The organism is Halomonas binhaiensis, from assembly GCF_008329985.2.
GTDB classification, from domain to species: Bacteria; Pseudomonadota; Gammaproteobacteria; order Pseudomonadales; family Halomonadaceae; genus Halomonas; species Halomonas binhaiensis.
On record NZ_CP038437.2, the window covers coordinates 2999679 to 3021429 of the forward strand.

Below are 21751 nucleotides of genomic sequence, written 5' to 3' on the forward strand. Positions count from 1 at the left end.
GAGTTCGCCACGGCAACGAACTCCGCACTCTGCCTGCTATCCTGGCCCGATGGCAGGAAGATGAGGTAACAGTGGATTACTACGTCGACCATGGTCTAATTCGGCTGGCCTTCTGCCTCCTCCAGGTTGATAGTCAATAAAGACATGCTCAATGAAGCAGCCATCATCATGCTGCCTGACAGCTGGAGTTCGCCATGTGTTACATGTATGCCTCGACTGATCCATCCCGCTACGAATGCACCACTCGTTCTGTACGCCTGCAGGGCTGTGTTACCAGCGTGCGTCTGGAGAACGAGTTCTGGGAGATTCTCGAGCAGATTGCCAGTGGCCAGCAGCTGTCCACCGCACAGTTCATCAGCCAGTTGCACAGCGAAGTGTTTTCCAGCCGCGGTGAAGTGCCTAATCTGGCGTCATTGCTTCGGGTGGCTTGCGCGGTCTATCAGCAGAGTGCCATTCAGCAGCGCAACGTCAATGTATCAATGGGATGATCCTGGGCGCACAGACCATGGGCCCCGAACGAATCTCCTGCGGCAATAACTTCTTTCGCTGAGCTGCCGTCAGCTCCAGCAGAATGCCCGTGATACCTGCATTTCCCGTCGACCGACAAGAAATCTCCCCGACGAAACACCACTGCCACCATGGCCCATGGTGACGTCCTCCCCCTTGCCGCCTGGCATCCTTCCATCTGCCTGCCAATTCGTCTTTTCTGAAAGGAAAACGAAAAATTTATCGATCTACGACCTTAGTCGCACGAATGAGCCATAACCTTATTCTTCCTTGTAATCAGTGGAGATTCATGAAGAATGGCTCCCGAATCTGCACACCGACGGAAAAAAAACACGCTATGGATTCCATCGCGACTCTCTTTACCAATTTCGTAGCCGCCGGCAACGGCCTGATCTGGGGCAAGGTTCTTGTCTATGTCCTGATCGGCGCCGGTCTCTATTTCACTATCATGACCCGAGGCATCCAGTTCCGTTTCTTCGGACACATGTTCACCCTGCTCAAGGGTTCCCGCGACGGTGGCGAAGGCATCTCCTCCTTTCAGGCTCTGTCCACCAGCCTGGCAGCCCGGGTTGGCACAGGTAATCTGGCAGGTGTCGCCGTAGCCATCACCCTTGGAGGTCCTGGTGCCATCTTCTGGATGTGGTTGACCGCGCTGGTCGGCATGTCCACCAGCTTCATCGAATCCGCCCTGGCCCAGGCCTACAAGACTGACCATGGCGACAAGACCTTCCGTGGAGGCCCAGCCCGTTATATTGAGCAAGGCCTGGGGCAGCGCTGGATGGCAGCCCTGTTTTCCATCTGTCTGATCATCGCTTTCGGCCTGGCCTTCAACAGCGTTCAGGCAAACTCCATTGCTCAGGCCATGGAAGGCGCGTTCGGCCTGCCTACCTGGCTGGTCGGCGTAGCTTTGATTGCCATTGTTTCTCCCATCATCTTCGGTGGCCTGCGCTCCATTGCCAAAACGGCTGAGCTGATCGTGCCGCTCATGGCCTTGCTCTATCTGATCCTGGCTGTGGTTGTGGTATTGATGAACATTGGCCAGTTGCCCAGTGCCATCGCCCTGATCTTCAAGAGTGCCTTTGGCCTTCATGAGGCAGCCGGTGGCGCCGTGGGTTATGCCGTGGCCCAGGCCATGATGCAGGGCATCAAGCGGGGCCTGTTCTCCAACGAAGCCGGCATGGGCTCTGCCCCCAACGTAGCAGCCACCGCCAGCACCCGGCCCAATCATCCGGCGGCGCAAGGATTCATCCAGATGCTTGGCGTGTTCCTCGACACACTGGTCATCTGTACCTGCACCGCCTCCATGATCATTCTCGCCGGACCGGAACTGTTCAGCGGCGACGCCAATGGCATCCAGTTGACCCAGGCTGCGCTGACCCACCATGTTGGAGACTGGGGCGGCATCTTCGTCGCTGTCGCCATCTTGCTGTTCGCCTTCACCTCGCTGATTGCCAACTACTCCTATGGTGAAACCAATATCGAGTACCTGGCAGGCGAACGTCGCTCGGCCACCGCTATTTTCATCTATCGCCTGGCGGTGCTGGCCATGATCATGATCGGCTCCGTGTCCGAACTCAGGGCCATCTGGAACTTTGCCGACTTGTCCATGGGCATGATGGCACTGATCAACCTGGTCGCTATTCTGGCTCTGTCGCCGCTGGCCTTCGCCCTGTTCCGGGATTACGAGCGGCAACTCAAGGCAGGTGTGGAGCCGACCTTCGACCCGAGCCAGTTCCCTAAGCTCGCTGCCAAGGTTGATCCAAGAGCCTGGCCGACACCACCGGAAGGTAGCGAGAAGCGTTAAGACAAGCTTCCGTTCATGCCCAACGCCATGGCAATTGCCATGGCGTCTTCGTCTCTATATGCAAGAAGCGTCAATTCATCTTCTCAATCGTGCCGATAGTAGTAAATGCCACATACTTCAGCGATAGTGGCCAACGCCCCTCTTGCAAGAAAGGAGTCAAGCATGCCCACCAAACCCAAGGTCCTGGTTTTCGCTGGCAGCACCCGCGAAGCGTCCTTCAACAAGCATCTGGCTCGCCTGGCTGCTAAACGTGTCGAAGCTGCCGGTGCTGAAGCAACCTTCATTGACCTTCGTGACTATCCCATGCCGATCTATGATGGCGACACGGAAGATGCCGAGGGCATCCCGGATACCGCTCGTCAGCTCAAGCGCGTGTTCATGGAGCACCAAGGCCTGGTGATTGCCTCGCCAGAGTACAACGGCTTTATCACCCCACTGCTCAAGAACACCATCGACTGGGTGTCCCGACCCGATGGGGACCTTCCTGGCCTGGCACCCTATGAGAACAAGATCGCCAGTATCGTATCCTCCTCTCCGGGGGGGCTTGGCGGTCTACGCGGCCTACCTTTGCTGCGCCAGCTGTTAAGCAATATCGGCGTCACCGTCCTTCCCGATCAGTTGGCAATCGGTGGCGCTTCCCAAGTGTTTGATGCGTCAGGCAACCTTACCGATGAAGGTCATGCCAACAAGCTCAATGCCATCTGCGAGCGCCTGGTTGTCACGCTACAGCGCCAGCTGTAAGACTACCGCTTTATAGCACTTGGCCCGATATATCTCTGACCCATGAAAGACAGGTCCATGAAGAACAGGTCCATGAAAACGGACCCGTAAAAAGAAGGCCCGCGTTCCGGTAAGGAGCGCGGGCCTTCAAGTTCACCACAGGTATCACTAGATCACACGGGAGAAGCCTTGCCTACCGTCACGTCAGGCACTGCTTCCATACGCTTGCGTTCTTCACTGATCAATTCCAGCGCTTCCTCTTCACTCAGACGGCTGGCCGGCGTTAACAGCGTGACGACAATGCCGGCCAGGGCAGACAGCGTCACAGCAGGAATGCTCGGGTTACCCCAGAAAGCACTCCAGTCTGCATTGGCGATCACAGCTAGAGAAGTTACCGAAGCCACGACCAGGGACGCCATGGCACCTTGCCAGTTGTAGCGTGGCCAGAAACGTCCCAGCACGCCACACACGAACATGCCAGCCAGCACGGTCGAAACCATTCGGGTGATATACGAGATGACATCGTCAGAGCTCAGTGCAAACGCCAGCGCCAGGCCAATAGTGCCTACCAGAGCGATACGCGAGAAACGCACCACGTTCTGAGCAGAAGGTGCACGCCCCTTGACCAGCACATAGATATCACGAATCAACGTGGCCACACCTGCGATGGCATCACTACTGGCACTCGACATGGTGGCCGACAGGCCTGCAACGAGCAGCAACAGACCCAGCCATAACGGCAGAACTTCCGTTGCCAGATAAGGGAATGCAAAGTTGCTGGTCTCAAGATTCGGATTCAGCGCATAGGTCGCCATGCCAATGATTGCGGGCACCACGGAAAATGCCATGTACAACAGACCAGTGACCAGGAAGGAACGACGTACGGAGCCTACCGAAGAACCAGAGTAGATACGCTGACGGAAAGATGGTGTAGCCAGCACTCCCACTGCAATCACCGTCGACAGTGAAATTGCCGGTATCAGGCCAATCTTTTCGATACCAAGGAAGCTGATAGCAGAAGGATCTGCTGCCGCTTTGATAGCTTCGAATCCCCCTGCATCGACAACGGCCACGGCCGCCATCAGGAAGAAGCCCACGAACAGCACGATGGCCTGCACGGTATCGGTCCACACCACCGCCATGTAGCCTCCGACCACGCAATAGACGCCAAAGCCCAGGGCCACGATGATCTTGGCCTGCCAGGAAGGAATATCCGCCATCCAGGCCAGATACAGTCCACCACCAAGAATATGGGCACCCAACCAGCCGATGCAGGCGATATAGATCAGCAATGCCACGACATTGCGCACCAGGCGATTGGCACCCACGTAATACGACAGCTCCTCGCTCATGGTCATGAAACGCATTTTGCGAATGCCGGAGAAACATATCGCCAGCAACAGAACCCCGATGGCACCACCGATGCCATACAGCGCACCGCCCCAGCCATTCACATAGCCGAACCCGACTGCGCCCATGCTCGAGCCGGTACCGACCATGGTGGCCACGGTGGTACCAATGGTGAGAAACAACGGCACACTTCGACCACCGAGCAAAAAGTCGTCGCCTGTGCCGCGATCATTACGCGAAATCCACCAGCCAAAGACAATCATGCCAATGACATAAACAAAAAAGGTGGCAAGGAAAAGGTGACTGCTCATACAGACCTCTTATACTTGTCGTCCCGGTCGTTGCCGCGACCGGGCAGTGAACGTTGTGCCGTTTGCTGTGCCCAGCGCCGGACCCTTGCCGGGGTCCGGCGCTATCTTTCATCAGGCCCTGTCGGCGCGGTAGCAAGTCATGTCGACCTCGACCTTGCAGTCGACGACCAGATCCTGAACGCTGCAGATACGTGCAGGGGGATGGTCCTTGAAGATCTCAGCGAACACCTTGTTGAACGACTGGAAGTAACGTGCATCCGTCAGCACTGCGGTGACATGAACCACGTCTTCCACTGAATACCCAGCCTCATGCACGATGGCCAGGCAGTTCTCGAACGCCAGGCGGCTCTGCTCGATGATGCTGCCTTCCACCACCTCCCCATCCCGCATCGGGGTCTGACCGGACACCTTCAACCAGCCACCGGCTTCCACAGCACGGGAAAATGGCAGTTTCTGACCGCCAGTACCGACACCGCCTTCAGCGCCATAACGTTTGATGCTCATGTTGTCTCCTCACTTCAATGAATGGACATTCTGTTGTAGATGACTCTAGTCAGTGGTGATCTCGCCACACTGCCGTGCATGCGCTGCCGTCACCCTTTCAATACCGCGTCCTTGAAAAATGGACGAAAGCAAATCCGGAAATACTTAACTGGGTGTGTTGGGCGTCGGGTCCAGTCGCAGGCTACGCTTCAACAGGCGCCCATGGCGCTCACTGCTGGCTGCTTCATCGGCGTAGGCCGTCACCCCATTGACCACGACTCGCACGATGCCTCTGGCTGGAGCAATCGGCGTATCGTAGCTGGCGGTATCCTCCAACGTTGCCAGATCCAGCAACACCAGGTCGGCATAGGCTCCCGGGCGGATCTCGCCACGATCCACCAGACCAAAGGTGGCAGCAGACAGGCTGGTCATCTTGCGCACGGCTTCAGGCAGTGGCATCAGTTCCAGATCCCGGCTGTAATGGGCCAACACCCGTGGAAAGGCTCCCCAAAGGCGGGGGTGCGGATGCGGGTCATTGGGCAGACCGTCAGATCCCACCATGGTCAATGGATGCGCCAGGACCTGACGCATGTCGTCCTCACTCATGTTGTGGTAGACCGCACCGGCAGGTTGCAGGCGTCGGGCCGCATCCATCAGCGAAACGCCCCAGTCCTGCGCAATGTCGGCCAGCGGCCGCCTGGCTTGTTCGGGATGTGGCTTGGACCAGGTGATGGTGATGTCGATTTCATCCGTCACCTGCCCCAGGTCCAGAGTCGACGAACCCGCCGTGTACGGGTAGCAATCACAATGCACCCGTTGCTGATGTGCGGCATTTTCCAGCTGCTTCAAAGCACGTGGTGCCTGCCCCCAATTGCCCGCTCCAGCGCACTTGAGGTGAGAAATGACCAGTGGTGCCTTGCCTTGGCTGGCAGTGGCAAATGCTTCATCCATGGCATTGGCCTGGCCTTCGAATTCATCTCGCAGGTGAGTGGTGTAGATGCCACCGGCTTCACCCACAGCCGCAACCAGGGGCGTCATTTCACTGTCCGGTGCCTGCCTTGCATTGCGGTATGCCAAGCCGGAGCTAAGGCCAATGGCGCCTTCTGCCAGCGCTTGTTCCAGAAGAGTGCGCATGGCGACAATTTCGTCTTCGTTGGCGGGGCGGGAGAAATCATCCATGACCTGACTTCTCAGGCTGGTATGCCCGATCAATGCAGCTACATTGATGGCCGGACATGCTTTCTCGACCGCTTGCACATACGCCGCAAAAGATGGATAGGCAAAGTCTTCGCTATCACCCAGCAGGTTCATGGGATCCGGCACCTCTCCCTGCAGCGTAACCGGTGCCGCACTGATCCCGCAGTTGCCGACAATCACAGTAGTGACACCTTGACTGAGCTTGGGCAGCATCTCGGGGGTACGAATGACATTGGTGTCGTCATGGGTATGTACATCGATGAACCCTGGTGTCAGGACCAGGCCTTCGGCGTCGATCTCTTCCTTGGCATGGTGAGTACTCAAGTCGCCTACTGCGACAATGCGGTCCCCCTCCACGGCTACATCCGCGGTGATGGGATCAGCACCGGTACCGTCCAGAAGTGTGGCATGTCGAATCAGCAAGTCATGATGCATGTCGGTCTCACTCTCGGTATTGCATTCGGTCAACTGCATGGTCATTCAGCGTCAGTTCTCTGCGACGGCTACCCTAGTCGCCCAACGGCTGCCGGTTGTCGCCACCACGGTGGTCATCAAGAGCAATCTTCAATCGACGCAGCTTGTCACGTGCCTGATCGCGATGACGAATGGCCAGCTCCAGGGCCAGCACATCAATCGCTGCCATCAGCGCATAGCGGGAAGCTGAGGGGTGAATAATAAAATCGGTTTCTCGGGTGGCTATCGGCAATACCACATCAGCGTTATTTGCCAGAGGCGAACCGACAGCGGTGATGGCAATCACCTGGGCACCGTAATGCCGGGCAATCTGGGCAGACTCCACCATCTCCGGGGTGTAACCCGATACCGACAACACCACCACCACATCGGCCGGGTCCAGGGTTGCCGCCACCATGCGCGGCAGCAGGCCGTGGGGATAGGCACTGATCGCATACCCCAGACGCACCAGACGAAACTGCATCTCCTGGCTCATTACGCTGGAGCCGCCACCACAGCCAAACACCAGAATCTGGCGGGCGTTATCGAGCCGATCTACAGCACCGGCGACATCCGCCGCCAACAGCAGCTCGCGATTGAGTTCCAAGGTCTGGATGGCAATGTCATAGACCACGCCAAGGCCATCATCGGGGTCGGCGTCCTGAATGAAACGCCGACCAGCCGCCAAGGCCCGGTTCAGGCGCAGTTTCAAGTCACGCACGTTGGCACAGCCCACGGAACGAGCAAATCGAGTCACCGTGGCCTCACTGACCGATGCCCGCTTGGCGATATCCGTAATGCTGGCTTCTGCAACCACATCGATATCTTCAAAGATCAGCTCCGCGACCTTGCGCTCTGAATCGCTCAAGGTGCCGACGCAGGAAGTGATGGCAGAAAGAATGTCGGTCGGTTGGTTCATGGCGTCTTCATACACGTTGGCTGCGGATTCATCGGCGGAGGGCATGCCGGTTCAGCGCTCAATGACCAGAACTGTCACTGACAAGGACTGAGTGGATGACAAGCCCACCGGGTAATAGATCACACTAGCAAAGCTATGTTAGTTTCTATCAAACATCCACAAAAAATTGTTAGTTTTATACAAAAGTGTGAGGCCCCTCTTCCGCAGGCTGCTTGCCTATCGCCAGGCATCAGCGCAGGATGAGTGCCCCGCCATCCACAGGAGACCGTCATGGCGCCCCACTCCACTCTCGAATCCCCAGGTTCCCAGGACAAAGGTTCTCTGGGTAAAAGCACACTCGACAAAGGCACGCTGGAGACTGGCCGCGACCTTCTGGCTGATGTCAGCCTGCCTGCTGCCGTCATCCATGAGCAGCCACTGGCTCATAACCTGGCCTGGATGCAGAACTTTGCCGAGCAGCATGGAGCCCAATTGGCGCCCCACGGCAAAACGACCATGACGCCGGAGTTGTTCCGACGTCAGCTCGATGCCGGTTCCTGGGGAATCACCCTGGCTACCCTGCCCCAATGCCGTGCCGCCTTTGCCGAAGGTGCCACTCGCCTGCTGGTCGCCAACCAGTTGGTCGGACATGCCAATATGGCCATCGCCGTGGATCTTATCCGAGCCGGTTGCGAGCTGTATGTCACGGTGGACAGTGCAGAGAATGTCGCAGACCTGGGTGAGTATTTCGCCAAGGCAGGCGTGACACTGCGAGTACTGATCGAGGTCGGCATCGATGGCGGTCGCTGCGGTTGCCGTGAAGACGAGGCCATCACTGAACTGGCCCGCCAGATTCGCCATTTACCTGGACTGATGCTGGCAGGTCTTGAAGGTTATGAGGGCGTCGTCCACGGCGATGACCCGATTGCGGGCATACGTGCCTATGCCGAACGCCTGGTCACCAGCGTCAAACGCCTTGCCCAGGAAGGATTGATGGATGTGGAGTCCCCCATTGTCACGGCATCGGGTTCAGCCTGGTATGACCTGATTGCCGAAGCCTTCCGTGACGGAGGGCTGGAAGGGCATTTCACCCCGGTCCTGCGCCCAGGCTGCTATGTCGTGCATGATCACGGCGTCTACCGTGAAGCACAGAAAGGCGTGCTGTCACGGCGTCCGGACCTTCACGAAGGCTTGCGCCCGGCCCTGGAGGTCTACGCCCAGATTCAGTCACTGCCGGAACCAGGCCTTGCGATTGTAGCCATGGGCAAGCGCGACATCGGTATCGATCTTCTACCGGAAGCCCTGGTGCGCTACCGTGAAGGCAGCAATACCGATTCACCACTGTCTGTGGATGGCTGGAAAGTGGTCAAGTTGATGGATCAGCACACTTTCATCGAACTTCCGCAACATGCCGAAGGCGTCCAGGTCGGCGATATCATTGCCTTTGGCACCTCCCACCCTTGCATGACCTTTGATAAATGGCGCCAGCTCCATCTGGTGGATGAGAACCTGCAGGTTCTCGACACATGGAAAACTTGCTTTTAAAACTTTTTTCCATCTAGCCGCTTCATCGACATATACCGCCCCAAATTGGGGCGGTATATGTTTTTTTGAGCCGTACTTAATAGATTCTGACATTTGATCTTCAAACAACATCTCGGAATGGACATTGCTGAACGCATGACTTATAGCCTCGCCTATAAAACTTCGCAACCACTAAAAAACCTAACCAAAGCAAAGAGTTGACGTAATTTTTTCCTGTATTAACATCTCTCTCGATGGCCATCATTTCGCCGTTTGACCGGCACGATTCAAGTCGTTATTCAAAGAAATAACCGGAGAGAAATTTCCATATTTCTCGCACCAAATTTTATATCAGGGTTCAATGTCATGTCCCCGCTGTCCACTGTCCTGCTTGCTTTCTCGATGTCGACAGATGCCTTTGCTGCTTCGTTAAGCAAGGGGAGCAGCCTGAACAGTCCTCGTCTACTGCTGGCACTGAAGACGGGGTTGCTGTTTGGCGCTATCGAAGCCTGCGCTCCTGTCATTGGCTGGCTACTCGGGCTTGGCGCCTCTCAGGTCATCCAGGATTGGGATCACTGGGTCATCTTCACACTGCTGCTGATGCTGGGTGGGCGAATGGTCCATGCCGGTCTAAAACCCACCAGCGATGACGACGGACTCCCCATCAGCAACGGCACCACCAATTGGTGGTTGATCATTGCTACTGCGATCACGACAAGCCTCGATGCCATGGCAGTTGGTATCGGCCTGGCCTTCATGGATGCCAATATCTGGATTGCTGCCCTGGCAATTGGTGCTGCCACCACGCTGATGGCCACCATCGGCATCATGGTTGGCCATCGTATGGGGGCAGTATTGGGTCAACGTGCCGAAATCATCGGCGGCCTCATACTGATCGGCATCGGTTGCCTTACGCTGTACCAACACTTGACGGAACAGGCGGGGCACCTTTCTCTTTGATTGGCCAGTGAACCACTGCCGCCATGACCGCCAGCAGGGCTCCCATCCACCAGACCACATCGTAGCTGCCGGTCCGGTCGTACAGGATGCCACCAAGCCATACCCCGCAGAAACTACCAAGTTGGTGGCCGAGAAAGACCACACCATAGAGCAGCGACATATAGCGGGTACCGAACATCACCGCGACCAACCCCGACGTAGGCGGCACGGTGGCAAGCCAGAAAAACCCCATGACAGCGCTGAATACCAGCACCGAAGCCAGGCTCAAGGGCATCAACATGAATATCGCTACCGCCAGGGCTCGCACCAGATAGATGATCACCAGCACTTCGCGCTTGGGATAGCGGCCTGACAAGATACCCGCCATGTAGGCACCCACGACATTGCACAGACCAATGACAGCAATAGCCCACGCGCCGACATCGGGACTGAAGCCATTGTCCTGGAGAAACGCCGGCATATGAGCCGTCACAAAGGCGATCTGAAAGCCACAGACAAAGAACCCCATCACCAGCAGCATAAAGGATGGGTACTTCAGTGCAGCCATCAAGGCCTGACGCAGTGTCTGTTCTGGCAGCCCCACCGTCACCTGGCTTTCCTCGTTCTTCACGGCCAGAGGAAAGGCCAACAGCATCATGCCAAGCGCCGAAATGGCCAGCACCTGCAGAGCGCTGATCCAGCCGACATGATCGATCAACTGCTGCACCACCGGCACCACCACGAACTGCCCCATGGAGCCGGCAGCGGTTCCTACTCCCAGCACCCACTGGCGCCGTGACTCATCGACTGCCTTGGCCATGGCAGGCAGAACAATGCCGAACGCTGTGCCGGCGACACCCGCACCCACCAACACACCCGCTGATGTATTGAGCAACCAGGGAGTATCGACACCCGCCATCAGCCACATGCCTGCGGCATACAGCAAGGAACCCGCCACAATCACCTTGCGCGTACCGAAGCGATCCGCCAGCCCTCCAGCAAATACAGCCAGGATTCCCCAGACAATATTCTGGATGGCCAGCGACATGGAAATGGTCTCCCTTGACCAATCATTGGCCGCAGTGAGTGGCGGAACGAACAAGCCGAAGCCTGAGCGGTAGCCGAAAGACAGCATCAGCAGCAGACAACCACTGAGCACCAGCATCAAGCTGGCACGATTCATGGAATGAAACATTGCAACCTCGTCAGGGAAAAGGACTCATGACATCGATTCTTATAGCTGGCTAACTGCCTTACAAACGATTAATACTTCCCTATAAATAAGAAAAACTATCTCATCTACTTCCTCTAGCCGCTTCTGGACCTCCTACAATGTCGATATCCTACCCCCCGTTACGTGCTCTTGTGGCCTTCGAAGCCAGTGTCCGCCACGCTAGTTTCAAGCAGGCTGCGAAGGAACTGAACATCAGCCCCGGTGCCGTATCTCAGCAGATCCGCAAACTTGAGGATTGGCTCGGTTATCCGCTTTTCCAGCGCGAGGTGCGGCAAGTCTGTGCAACCGAAAGAGCCCTGGAATATTACGCACGCATTGCCCCATCACTGAATCAGATCCGCCGGGCCAGCGAAGCCTGTCGAAAACGTGATAGTCACAGCGTCTGTCTGTCATTGACTCCGGCACTGGCCGCCAAGTGGCTGGGGCCGCGCATAGGCTGCTTCATCGCCACCCATCCAGGCATCGACTTGAGCATCAATTCGGTCAGCCACCCGGTGGATTTCCATAATGAAGCCGTGGATCTCGCCATCCGTCATTTCGATGGACACGACGGTGACCTGGAAACTCACTTGCTGCACCACGATGAGGTTCAGGCATTCTGCTCACCCGGTTATTGTCATCGCATGCAGCTGAATGAGCCCAATGACGTTGCCAACGCCGTGCTCTTGAATATCAGCACCTATGTCGATTGGGGAGAATGGTTACAGCAGTGCACAACTCTTGAGGCCGATGCCAGACGCAGCATTCGTGCACTGCACTTTGATCAGGCCCTGCTGGCCATTGATGCCGCCAAGCGTGATCAGGGCCTGGTGCTGAGCAACGCCTTGCTGGTTCATGATGAGCTGGAGCATGGGGAGTTGATTGCACCATTCGAGCAGAGTCTTTCCCAGGACAAGGGCTATTACCTTGTGCATCCCAGGCAGCAGTCACTCAGTCCGGCTGCCCGATTGCTGAAACAATGGCTGCTTGATCAATTCAATGTAGGCGCCGAAGCTTCACCTAGCGGCTAACGGCATCCTGTGATGGCCGCTCCTGAGGGGATGTCTGCAACGCGGCTTCCAGGGAAGCTTCATCAAAGCGATCTACCTGGCGTAATGCCGGAAACAGTCTTGTCCAGATCCCGACGACGGCCAGCGTCCCCACCCCGCCAATCAGCGCGGCCGGTACGGCGCCGAACCAGGAGGCCATGGTGCCAGCACGGAATTCACCCAGCTCATTGGATGAACCGATGAACAGCATGTTGACGGCCGAGACCCGGCCACGCATTTCATCGGGCGTCGCCAGTTGGATCAGTGACGTGCGCACATTCACGCTGATCATGTCCGCCGCACCCGCCACCAACATGGCCAGCAAGGAGATCCAGAATATCGTCGAGAGAGCAAATACCAGGTTGGCAATTCCAAATACCGCTACCGCGGCAAACATCACAAATCCTGCGTGCCGCCTGATGCCATACGTACTCAGATAAAGCCCCATCAACAAAGCACCTACGGCAATGGCGCTACGTAGCGCGCCTAGCCCTTCCGGCCCCACATGCAGCACTTCCTGGGCATAAACTGGCAACAGGGCCACCACGCCTCCCAGCAATACGGCAAACAGATCCAGAGAGATCGCGCCCAGCACGATGGGCTGGTGGCGAATATATGAGATCCCCGCCGTGAAGCGACGCCAGGCCGTAGATTCCAGCATCTGCTGCTTGAGCGCTTCATTCTGCTGTGCATAGCGCATCGGTACAGGCGCCAACAGTATCAGCCCCAGAATGTAGGCCCCCAGACATACCGCATAGGCCAAGCTGCCGCCAAAGGCATAGAGCAGCCCACCCAGTAGCGGGCCACCGATGACGGCAACCTTCATGATCGAACTGTTGATGGCAATAGCCTGGGCCAACTGTGACCGAGGCACGATGTTCGGCAGGATGCTCTGCAAGGTAGGGCCAGTAAAGGCACGGGCACAGCCATACAGCACCAGGACCAGGTAGAACAAAACAACTCGATCAGTTCCCGACATGGATAGTGCCAGGAACAAGCCACTGCATATCGCCTGAACACCCCAGCTCAGCTGCAGAATGCGCTTTCTCGAGAAACGATCGACCAGGTCCCCTGCCGGCAGCAGCAACACCACCATCGGCAAGAACTGGGCCAACCCTACATAGGCCAGAGAAATCGGATCACGAGTGATATCGTAGACTTGCCAGGCAACTACCACGGCCTGGATTTGCATCGCGAACACTGCGAACAGGCGTGACAGCAGAAATCCCAGGAACCCCGGCTGTCGGCGTAGCGACAAGGATTCATCGGAACGAGGATCGACGGTCTCGGAATCAGTGGCCATGGAACACCTGGACAGAGCAAAGCTTGATTCTAACTATTTATGAATAATTTCACACCAGACTAACTGATAGCCTGCTATAAAAAACCGAGTCCACTCATCACACAACGTGGACTCGGTCTGAAACGCTTTCAACAGCACTGCATCCGACTTTTCACTGGTAGCGGCAGGCATTACTCATAACGCATTTCTTCCAGCTCCTTGCCACGCGTCTCCTTGATACACCGGCGTACGAAGTAGGCAGACAGCACCGCACAAAGTGCATAGAAACTGTAGGCACCGGACAGGCCAATGCTGGACAGAAAGATCGGGAAGGTCATGGTAATGGCGAAGTTGGCCAGCCATTGACACAGACCGGCAATCGCCAGGCCGGAGCCTCGCATCTGGTTGGGGAACATTTCGCCAAGCATCACCCACATTACCGGTCCCCAGGAAGCGTTGAAAAAGAACACATAGGCATTGGCGGCGAACAGCGCCAGAGTTCCCATGTCGCCACTCAAGCGCACCTCTCCATCTACCAAGGACGCCGTGGAAAAAGCATACACCAGGCATACCAGGGTAATGGCCATGCCGACCGATCCCATCCACAATAGCGGCTTGCGGCCGATACGATCGACATAGGCAATGGAAACCAAGCAAGCGCCGATGCTGACTGCACCCGAGATCACATTGATCAACAGTGCATCGCCTTCAGAGAACCCGACCGACTGCCATAGCACTGCGCCGTAATAGAAAACGACATTAATGCCTACCAGTTGCTGAAAAACTGCCAGGCCGATGCCGACCCAGACGATGCTATGCAAGCGTCCAGTGGCACGATTGATGACATCCCCCAGGCGTGGTGCATGATCACGCGTCAGGGTTGCCTCTATCTCCTGTAGCTTGGCTGGCACACTTTCTTCAGGCATCACCAGACTGAGTACCCTCCGGGCAGCCTCCTGACGACCACGACTGACCAGATAACGCGGACTTTCGGGGATGAACAGTAATGCCAACAGGAAAATCGCTGCTGGCAACAGCTCGATCCAGAACATCCAGCGCCAAGTGGCATACCCCCACCACAGCTCCGAAACGGCAGAACCAGACAACTTGGCCAGCAGATAGTTGCTGAGGAAGGCCATGAACAACCCTCCAATAATGGCAACCTGCTGGATCGTAGCCAGCCGACCACGATAGGCAGACGGGGCAACTTCGCTGATATAAGCCGGCGCCATCACGCTAGCCGCCCCTACGGCCATGCCACCGACGACCCGATAGATGATGAACTCCAGCGACCCAGCGGCAATACCCGAACCCCAGGCACTGACGATGAAGAACACCGCCGCCACGATCAACAGCGCCTTGCGCCCGAAACGATCCGCCAGGCGTCCGGCAAAGAAGGCACCAACAGCGCACCCGAGCAACATGGATGCCACATTAAAACCAGTACCTACGCTATCGGAGTTGAAAGCAGACTGCAGGCCATCAACGGTGCCATTGATGACACCGCTGTCGAAACCAAAGAGAAACCCTCCAATGGCCGCGATGCAGCAGATGATGAAGATATAGAGAGACTGACCGAGAAGCGGATTATTGTTCATCGATAGCTCCCTCGATACAGGCACTTTCGCTCAGGCCCGAAGGCCAGGCAGACATTGTCATTGTTGTGCTCCTAATCGCAATATGGATGTCGGGTTGTCGATATATGCAGCCATCTGCCATAGATGTCGCATCAGTAGATTCACCACACACTTAGTTAATTTATTGAATTAATTAAACATACCTCCTTGCCCTGAATACCTGGAAGTTGACTTGAACATTTGAAGAGGCGCTATCGGTACTCTGGCGTCTTTTCGCCGCTGTATTCATGCCCACCCACCATCGACAGGCAACTCTTGAGCCGTGATCGCCACACTGTCAGAGCTGGCCAGGAATAACGCCAAGGGTGCAACATGTTGGGGTTCGAGACGTATTTTCAGACACTGGCGAGCCTGGATGCCCGCCTCTTCCTGTGGTCCGATCCAGCGCTGCAACTGACGCTCTGTCATGACGGCACCAGGCACCAGGGTATTGACTCGAATATTGTGCACGCCAAGGTCCCTGGCCAATGAGCGGGTCAATCCATGGATGGCGGCCTTGGCCGTGACATACGCCGACAGCTCTCCATGCGCCATACGCACACTGACTGAGCCAAAGTTGATGATCGATCCGCCACTCGCTGCGATCATCTGCTGGGCTACGGCCTGGGCGGCAAAAAACATCGGCCGCAGGTTGAGCGACATACGCTCATCCCAGTAGGCGACATCCACCTCTTCCCAATGATGGCGGTCATCATTGGCGGCATTATTGACCAGCACCTGAATCGGCCCCAGTGCTTCCCCCAGTTCAGTAATGGCTGCCTGCAAGGCGGAGATATCCCGGATATCGCAAGGTCTATAGCACGGCCCCCTGCCCGTCTCGGTCTTCAACTCTTCCACCAATGCCTGGCTGGCAGCATCATTGATATCGATAAAGGCCACCCGTGCTCCTTGACGATGGAAGGCCCGTGTCATCTCAGCCCCGATGCCGCTGCCACCACCAGTGATCAGCACCACTTTGCCTTCAAGGCTGGGATACTGCGCTACCAGATTGTCCATACAGGCTCCACTCATCTTCACATGCACACATTTGCACTTAGTTTTTTATCTAAACTAACAACAGCATGAGAAATTCCTCCCGGCTTCTACAATCAGACCTTGGTATAGAAGCAGAAATCCTGAGCAAAACCGGTTAGGCTTGATATTCGATTCTTGAGGACAGCCGGTAGCGCTATTTCCTTCGGCCTGCACCCAAAGGCACCCACGCATCAATGTCTATCGTTCATTTACCGCCCCATCGAACGGGCGACCTGCATTATCTCAAGCGGCTCAACCGCAGCTCCATCCTCGAGATGATTCGTCAGACCCCTGGTCTGACCCGGGCAGATATCGCCAACCGGGCTCAACTCACCAAGGCGACCGTCGGCAACAGTGTGCAGACGCTACTGAGCCAAGGCTGGTTAAGTGAAGGAGAACTGCACAAGAGTAGTGGCGGGCGCCCCGGACGGGCCCTGCATCTCAACGATGAGCACTTCGCTCTGCTTGGTGCAGAAGTAGGAGTACATGGCTTGCGCCTGGTGGCCTGCACACTGTCAGGCCGAATCATCGAGTCACACCATGAACAAGCCCTGCCAACATCCCCTGAAGCAACAGCACAGGCCATGGCCCAGTTGCTCAATGAGCTGAAGGCACGACCCAGCATGGCTGATCGTGATTGCCTGGGTATCGGCATTGCGCTTCCTGGTCCTGTCGACCCAGTAACCCCGGTGTTACGTCTAGCCCCTAACCTGAACTGGCAGGATGTTCGCTTTCTGGACCTGATTCGTCCTTTGGTTCCCGAGGCCAAAGGCATCTGGCTGATGGACAACGAGGCCAAATCCGCGGCCTTCGGCGAGCTCTATTTCCGTACCGGCAATATCCCTGAATCACTGGCTTACGTCAGTCTTGGTACAGGTATCGGCGGAGGGGTGGTGACAGGCCAGAGCCCACCGCAACTTTCTCGAGGATTACAGGGATTGGCTGGAGAGATCGGACATACCGTACTGCAGCCCGGTGGCCAGTATTGCCATTGTGGAAACCGGGGTTGTGTAGAGACGATCGCCAGCGGTTGGGCAATTCGCGCGGCCTTGGGCATTGCCGAAGACACCGACCTCGTGGAGGCAATAAGCACGAGACAGAATGACGAGGACGTTCAATACGTTCTACGACGGGCGGGCGAGACACTGGGCGTTCTGCTGCTCAACCTGCACCACACCCAGAATACCGCTGAGATCGTGCTCGGCGGCTCCCTGGTTCAACTGGGCTCTGCTCTGCTTACCCCTGCTCAGAACTACTTCGAGGCTAATCAAAACCGCCTGCTCGGTACAGCGAAGAAGGTTCGACTACGGGTGATCAAGGATGCCACCTTCGTTGCTGCTCGAGGTGCTGCGGCGCAAGTACTGGCCGCCGTCATTCATGGCAGCAACGATCTGGTATAGGCCAATCTAGTTCTTGGCCAGTTTTTCCCGGGTCGTGCGGTAGATACTGTCCAGATGGGTGAGCATGGCCCGTTCTGCGGCCTCAGGATCGCGCCGCTTCATTGCTTCTACAATGTGCACATGTTCACGGTAGCTGTTCTCCACCGCACTGGGCTCAAGTAGAACTTCGCGACGGATACTCAAGCCATAGGAAAAATGCTCTTCACAGTATCCCGCCAGAATCTCGTTGTGAGCATATTCCCAGATCAATTTATGGAAACGCTGGTCTGACAGCTGGAAATGGATGGGAGAGTCAAACATCTGGGACTGAGCCTCAAGCAGGCTTTCCAGTTGACGAATACCGGCATCATCCATATTCATCGCTGCACGTCGATTGACAGCGGCTTCCACGACAAAACGACTCTCGAAAACGGAGTCAATATCGAAGCGATTGACCTGGTGATGATCTTCTCTGGAGTTCAGGTGGTGGTATGCTTCAAGCGCTTCGGCACAGGCACGAATCCGCGTCTTGCTACCATGAGAGACCTGGATCAGGCCATAGGCACTGACCTGAGCAATGGCTCCTCGCACCGTCTCTCGGCTGACGCCAAACAATTGCGACAGGTCACGTTCACTCGGTAGCACATCATCATCACGCAGTAATCCATTGAGTATCATACCGACCAGTTTTTCAGCCAAGATGTCCTTCTTGGTTTTGCTGGTCAGCGTTTTCTCGAACGCGAAGGCTGTGGTTTGCATATCAGTCCTCTATGCATAGGCCAAGTCCATGGCATCCGGCCAAGTTCATGACCTTGCTCATTTCCAACTGGTACAGATATTAGTCCACTTGTTTGAAAAATCACAATGAAAAACTGCCCGTAGAAAGCTGACTGTGCGGAAAGCTGCTCTGTGCTTGTAGCGGCATGCTTCTCCCTCCCCCAATAGTGGTATGTCGCGATTTCTGCTTGACCCTTCGACAAGACACTATCTAGATTATATCTCACAACTGGTCTGGTAAGCCGACCACTAGACCAGAAGCACTCCTTTAGTTGCACCACAACCCCAATAACACAGATGTACTCAGGAGACGCCTAATGAAACGAGGCATGCCACTCAAGCTCTCAGCACTGATGATTGCCCCTTTGCTGGCAACCCTTTCCACCTCCGCCCTGGCTGACAAGATCGTGTTTGCCATCGGCGGCACCCCGCACAGTCTTCAAGGCCTGACCGCTCAGCACTTCACTGACCTATTGCAGGAACGCCTGGGCGATGCCCATCAGGTCGAGTATTACCACAGTGGTCAAATCGGGGATGAAAGGCAGTTGCTGCAGAAGCTGCGCCTGGGCACCGTAAACCTGGCGGGCATCTCCTCGATCATGCCGACTGTTGCGCCGAGCTTCGCGCTGTTTGATCTGCCTTTTCTGGTCAAGGACCGTGACCATCTGCTGCGCATCGACAAGGACATCGTCATGACCGACCTGGCCCAGGATGCCGAGGAGAAAGGCCTGCACCTTGTCTCGACCTGGGAGAATGGCTTCCGCCAGATCACCAACAGCAAACGGGCGATCAATGTACCGGATGACCTGGATGGGTTGAAGATTCGCACACCGCAGAGCGAATGGCGCACATTGATGTTCAAGACCTGGGGCGCCAACCCCACCCCAATGGCCTTCTCCGAGGTCTTCGTCGCCTTGCAGACCGGTGTCGTCGACGGGCAGGAAAACCCTCTCTCCAACATCGATGGGGCCAAGTTCCAGGAAGTACAGGACTACCTTTCTCTTTCCAATCACGTCTACTCACCCATCTGGCTGACGGCCAGTGCCAAAGGCTGGGAATCACTGCCTGACGATGTACAGAGTGCTATCCAGGAGTCGGCAGCCGAAACCCAGCAGTGGGCTCTGGCCAAGGGCCTGGAGTTGGATAACGAGCTGGTCACCACCCTTGAAGATGCAGGCATGCAGGTCAATCAGGTGGATCGCGCAGCCTTTGTCGAGTCCAGTCGCCCTGTGTACGAGGCCTATGCCGAACAGGTGGAGGGCGGTCAGGAGCTGATCGACCGAGCCTTGTCACTGGCAGAGGAGTGAGTCAATGACAACGCATGCGGGCGCCAGCAAGGCGCCCTCTATGGCAACCGCGCACGGGAGAGATGCGATGACAGCAATCGATCAGTTGCGCCGAGTCCTCGAACGGCTACTGGAAGTCTTTACTGTGGGGCTTTTATTGGCCCTGACCATTACCGTGCTGGCAGCGGTAGCCCTGCGCATGTTTGGCGGCTCCCTGCCCTGGTACGACGAAGTGGCCTCGATCAATCTCGCCTGGCTGAGTTTCTATGGTGCCTGCCTGGCAGCACTGAAGCGCTCCCACATGGGGTTCCCCGGGATAGTGTCACGCGCAGCCCCTGCTATACGCAGCAGCTTGTTCATGCTTTCGGAAGTCATCGTGGTGGGTTTCTTCGCGGTAGTCGCCTGGTACGGCTACAGGGTACTCGAGGTACTGGCCTGGGACACGCTGGTATCGCTGCCATCCATTGGCCTGGATGTCACCCAGTCGGTCATCCCGATCAGTGCGGCGTTGTTCATTGTCTGCGAGCTGCTCAGCATGCCCATGGCATGGCGCAAGATGCGCGCCGGTATCGACAGTGAGGATGAAGCCATCGAAGAGGCGATTCGCATTGCCGAGGAAGATCTCAAGGAGCACCGCTCATGACACTGTTGATTGTGATTGCGGCGCTGTTCGCACTAGTCCTGATCAATGTGCCGATTGCTGTGGCCATCGGGGTGGTGGGTGTCGTCGGTGCTTTCTTCTACATGGGGGCAGACGCGCTGGTCAACGTACCTCTGACCTTGTTCAACGGTGCCACCAAGTTCCCGCTGATTGCCATTCCGCTGTTCATCTTTGCCGGTGCCTTGATGAACACCTCTGGTATCTCGATGCGCCTGATCAACCTGGTCTCGGCCATGGTCGGTTTCGTGCGCGGCGGCCTGGCGATGGTCAATGTCGGCGTATCGATGTTCTTCGCCGAAATTTCAGGCTCAGCAGTGGCCGATGTCGCGGCAACCGGCTCAGTGTTGATACCCGAGATGAAACGGCGCAAGTACAACCCCAACTTCTCGGCGGCGATCACTTCATCATCGGCCTCGCTGGCGATCATCATTCCGCCGTCGCTGTCGATGATCCTGTATGGCGCCATCGCCGATACCTCCATCGTCAAGCTGTTCGTGGCTGGCATCATTCCAGGCATTCTGGGTGGCGTGGGACTCGCCGGTGCCTGTTACTACTATGCAGTGAAATACAACCTGCCGCGTGAGGAAGCCTTCTCGCTGTCACGCCTGGGCAAGGCGTTCAAGGATGCATTCTGGGCACTATTGCTGCCTGTCATCATTCTAGGCGGTATCTTCGGCGGCTTCGTCACTGCAACCGAAGGTGCTGGTATCGCAGTACTCGCAGCACTAGTGATTGGCGGCCTGGTCTATCGTGAACTCAATCTCAAGATTCTCTACCGTGCCGTCATTGAAGGCGTGATCCAGACTGCTGTCGTCATGCTGCTGGTCGCCACCTCAGCCATTCTCGGTCTGTTCCTCACCGAAATGCAGTTACCGCAGCAATTGGCTAGCGAAATCACCGCCATCACCAGCGATCCGGTAGCGGTACTGGCACTGCTCAATATTCTGCTGCTGTTGCTGGGCATGTTCCTGCACGGTGCTGCCGCCATCATCCTGGTGGTACCGATCGTCATGCCGCTGATCAACCAGATCGGCATAGACCCCATCCACTTCGGCCTGATCCTGACCCTCAACCTGGCCATCGGCCAGCAGACACCACCAGTTGCCTCGGTGTTGGCGACGGCTTGCTCGATTGCCAGGACCGATATGTGGCAGACCACCAAGGTCAACCTGCCGATGATCTTCGTGCTGTTCCTGGTGCTGATGCTGGTCACCTATGTACCAGCGATCCCGATGAGCCTCGTCAACGTCTTCTACGGATAAGGAAA

Annotated in this window: 19 protein-coding genes; 10 read left to right on the plus strand and 9 right to left on the minus strand. The window is 56.4% G+C overall.

The features are described 5' to 3' along the window. The first annotated feature begins 194 nt into the window (after positions 1-194). The 3 genes from E4T21_RS13230 to E4T21_RS13240 all read left to right on the plus strand — a co-directional run bounded on the left by E4T21_RS13230 (position 195) and on the right by E4T21_RS13240 (position 3052). Complete coding sequence (locus E4T21_RS13230; protein ID WP_149285516.1) at positions 195-488, plus strand: ribbon-helix-helix domain-containing protein; 294 nt, start codon at positions 195-197, stop codon at positions 486-488. A gap of 356 nt (positions 489-844) precedes the next feature. Continuing rightward, complete coding sequence (locus E4T21_RS13235; protein ID WP_149285517.1) at positions 845-2311, plus strand: alanine/glycine:cation symporter family protein; 1467 nt, start codon at positions 845-847, stop codon at positions 2309-2311. Positions 2312-2473: 162 nt separating this feature from the next. Beyond that, complete coding sequence (locus tag E4T21_RS13240) at positions 2474-3052, plus strand: NADPH-dependent FMN reductase (protein ID WP_149285518.1); 579 nt, start codon at positions 2474-2476, stop codon at positions 3050-3052. 152 nt (positions 3053-3204) lie between these two features. On the opposite strand, the gene E4T21_RS13245 is transcribed toward E4T21_RS13240, so the two are convergent. From E4T21_RS13245 to E4T21_RS13260, 4 genes are all read right to left on the minus strand, one after another. Next, positions 3205-4692 (minus strand): sodium:solute symporter family protein, encoded by a 1488-nt coding sequence (locus tag E4T21_RS13245; protein WP_149285519.1) that lies wholly within the window; start codon positions 4690-4692, stop codon positions 3205-3207. A gap of 111 nt (positions 4693-4803) precedes the next feature. Further along, entirely contained in the window at positions 4804-5196 is a 393-nt protein-coding gene (locus E4T21_RS13250) for a RidA family protein (RefSeq protein ID WP_149285520.1), read from the minus strand. A gap of 144 nt (positions 5197-5340) precedes the next feature. Continuing rightward, positions 5341-6846 carry an N-acyl-D-amino-acid deacylase family protein gene (locus E4T21_RS13255; protein ID WP_240349138.1) on the minus strand — a complete coding sequence of 502 codons (1506 nt, stop codon included), beginning with the start codon at positions 6844-6846 and terminating at the stop codon, positions 5341-5343. Positions 6847-6880: 34 nt separating this feature from the next. Continuing rightward, positions 6881-7744 carry a MurR/RpiR family transcriptional regulator gene (locus tag E4T21_RS13260; protein WP_149285521.1) on the minus strand — a complete coding sequence of 288 codons (864 nt, stop codon included), beginning with the start codon at positions 7742-7744 and terminating at the stop codon, positions 6881-6883. A 270-nt stretch (positions 7745-8014) separates the two neighbouring features. Between E4T21_RS13260 and E4T21_RS13265 the strand changes: the two genes are divergently transcribed. Next, positions 8015-9268, plus strand: a complete 1254-nt coding sequence (locus tag E4T21_RS13265) for an amino acid deaminase (RefSeq protein WP_149285522.1) — start codon at positions 8015-8017, stop codon at positions 9266-9268. A gap of 345 nt (positions 9269-9613) precedes the next feature. After that, the gene (gene mntP / locus E4T21_RS13270) at positions 9614-10207 is read left to right on the plus strand and encodes a manganese efflux pump MntP (protein ID WP_149285523.1); all 594 of its coding nucleotides are present in this window, start codon (positions 9614-9616) and stop codon (positions 10205-10207) included. Here the strand turns inward: mntP and E4T21_RS13275 are convergent. Then, a complete protein-coding gene (locus E4T21_RS13275; RefSeq protein ID WP_149285524.1) occupies positions 10158-11381 on the minus strand; it encodes an MFS transporter in 1224 nt (407 codons plus the stop codon). The two genes, mntP and E4T21_RS13275, sit on opposite strands and share 50 nt — an antisense overlap. A 137-nt stretch (positions 11382-11518) precedes the next feature. Here E4T21_RS13275 and E4T21_RS13280 point away from each other — a divergent pair, with 137 nt between their 5' ends. Next, positions 11519-12430, plus strand: coding sequence for a LysR substrate-binding domain-containing protein (locus E4T21_RS13280; protein WP_149285525.1), 912 nt, complete (start codon positions 11519-11521; stop codon positions 12428-12430). Here the strand turns inward: E4T21_RS13280 and E4T21_RS13285 are convergent. From E4T21_RS13285 to E4T21_RS13295, 3 genes are all read right to left on the minus strand, one after another. Continuing rightward, positions 12420-13751, minus strand: coding sequence for an MFS transporter (locus tag E4T21_RS13285; protein ID WP_149285526.1), 1332 nt, complete (start codon positions 13749-13751; stop codon positions 12420-12422). The genes E4T21_RS13280 and E4T21_RS13285 overlap by 11 nt on opposite strands. 170 nt (positions 13752-13921) lie before the next feature. Continuing rightward, a complete protein-coding gene (locus tag E4T21_RS13290; RefSeq protein WP_149285527.1) occupies positions 13922-15328 on the minus strand; it encodes a sugar porter family MFS transporter in 1407 nt (468 codons plus the stop codon). A gap of 264 nt (positions 15329-15592) precedes the next feature. Continuing rightward, entirely contained in the window at positions 15593-16363 is a 771-nt protein-coding gene (locus E4T21_RS13295; protein WP_149285528.1) for an SDR family NAD(P)-dependent oxidoreductase, read from the minus strand. Positions 16364-16575: 212 nt separating this feature from the next. Here E4T21_RS13295 and E4T21_RS13300 point away from each other — a divergent pair, with 212 nt between their 5' ends. Next, entirely contained in the window at positions 16576-17781 is a 1206-nt protein-coding gene (locus E4T21_RS13300; protein ID WP_149285529.1) for an ROK family transcriptional regulator, read from the plus strand. 6 nt (positions 17782-17787) lie between these two features. On the opposite strand, the gene E4T21_RS13305 is transcribed toward E4T21_RS13300, so the two are convergent. Continuing rightward, on the minus strand, positions 17788-18519 hold the full coding sequence (locus E4T21_RS13305; RefSeq protein WP_149285530.1) for a FadR/GntR family transcriptional regulator: 732 nt from the start codon (positions 18517-18519) through the stop codon (positions 17788-17790). A gap of 335 nt (positions 18520-18854) precedes the next feature. On the opposite strand from E4T21_RS13305, the gene E4T21_RS13310 reads away from it, so the two are divergent. The 3 genes from E4T21_RS13310 to E4T21_RS13320 all read left to right on the plus strand — a co-directional run bounded on the left by E4T21_RS13310 (position 18855) and on the right by E4T21_RS13320 (position 21746). Next, entirely contained in the window at positions 18855-19844 is a 990-nt protein-coding gene (locus E4T21_RS13310; RefSeq protein WP_240349139.1) for a TRAP transporter substrate-binding protein, read from the plus strand. A 67-nt stretch (positions 19845-19911) separates the two neighbouring features. Further along, on the plus strand, positions 19912-20466 hold the full coding sequence (locus E4T21_RS13315) for a TRAP transporter small permease (protein ID WP_205423389.1): 555 nt from the start codon (positions 19912-19914) through the stop codon (positions 20464-20466). Further along, entirely contained in the window at positions 20463-21746 is a 1284-nt protein-coding gene (locus E4T21_RS13320; RefSeq protein ID WP_149285531.1) for a TRAP transporter large permease, read from the plus strand. The genes E4T21_RS13315 and E4T21_RS13320 overlap by 4 nt, the downstream gene beginning before the upstream one ends. Positions 21747-21751 lie beyond the last annotated feature (5 nt).

Coding starts and splice junctions, on each gene's coding strand:
- E4T21_RS13230 (WP_149285516.1), top strand. CDS start 195: ATGTGTTACATGTATGCCTCGACTGATCCATCCCGCTACGAATGCACC.
- E4T21_RS13235 (WP_149285517.1), top strand. CDS start 845: ATGGATTCCATCGCGACTCTCTTTACCAATTTCGTAGCCGCCGGCAAC.
- E4T21_RS13240 (WP_149285518.1), top strand. CDS start 2,474: ATGCCCACCAAACCCAAGGTCCTGGTTTTCGCTGGCAGCACCCGCGAA.
- E4T21_RS13245 (WP_149285519.1), bottom strand. CDS start 4,692: ATGAGCAGTCACCTTTTCCTTGCCACCTTTTTTGTTTATGTCATTGGC.
- E4T21_RS13250 (WP_149285520.1), bottom strand. CDS start 5,196: ATGAGCATCAAACGTTATGGCGCTGAAGGCGGTGTCGGTACTGGCGGT.
- E4T21_RS13255 (WP_240349138.1), bottom strand. CDS start 6,846: ATGCAGTTGACCGAATGCAATACCGAGAGTGAGACCGACATGCATCAT.
- E4T21_RS13260 (WP_149285521.1), bottom strand. CDS start 7,744: ATGAACCAACCGACCGACATTCTTTCTGCCATCACTTCCTGCGTCGGC.
- E4T21_RS13265 (WP_149285522.1), top strand. CDS start 8,015: ATGGCGCCCCACTCCACTCTCGAATCCCCAGGTTCCCAGGACAAAGGT.
- mntP (WP_149285523.1), top strand. CDS start 9,614: ATGTCCCCGCTGTCCACTGTCCTGCTTGCTTTCTCGATGTCGACAGAT.
- E4T21_RS13275 (WP_149285524.1), bottom strand. CDS start 11,381: ATGTTTCATTCCATGAATCGTGCCAGCTTGATGCTGGTGCTCAGTGGT.
- E4T21_RS13280 (WP_149285525.1), top strand. CDS start 11,519: ATGTCGATATCCTACCCCCCGTTACGTGCTCTTGTGGCCTTCGAAGCC.
- E4T21_RS13285 (WP_149285526.1), bottom strand. CDS start 13,751: ATGGCCACTGATTCCGAGACCGTCGATCCTCGTTCCGATGAATCCTTG.
- E4T21_RS13290 (WP_149285527.1), bottom strand. CDS start 15,328: ATGAACAATAATCCGCTTCTCGGTCAGTCTCTCTATATCTTCATCATC.
- E4T21_RS13295 (WP_149285528.1), bottom strand. CDS start 16,363: ATGGACAATCTGGTAGCGCAGTATCCCAGCCTTGAAGGCAAAGTGGTG.
- E4T21_RS13300 (WP_149285529.1), top strand. CDS start 16,576: ATGTCTATCGTTCATTTACCGCCCCATCGAACGGGCGACCTGCATTAT.
- E4T21_RS13305 (WP_149285530.1), bottom strand. CDS start 18,519: ATGCAAACCACAGCCTTCGCGTTCGAGAAAACGCTGACCAGCAAAACC.
- E4T21_RS13310 (WP_240349139.1), top strand. CDS start 18,855: ATGAAACGAGGCATGCCACTCAAGCTCTCAGCACTGATGATTGCCCCT.
- E4T21_RS13315 (WP_205423389.1), top strand. CDS start 19,912: ATGACAGCAATCGATCAGTTGCGCCGAGTCCTCGAACGGCTACTGGAA.
- E4T21_RS13320 (WP_149285531.1), top strand. CDS start 20,463: ATGACACTGTTGATTGTGATTGCGGCGCTGTTCGCACTAGTCCTGATC.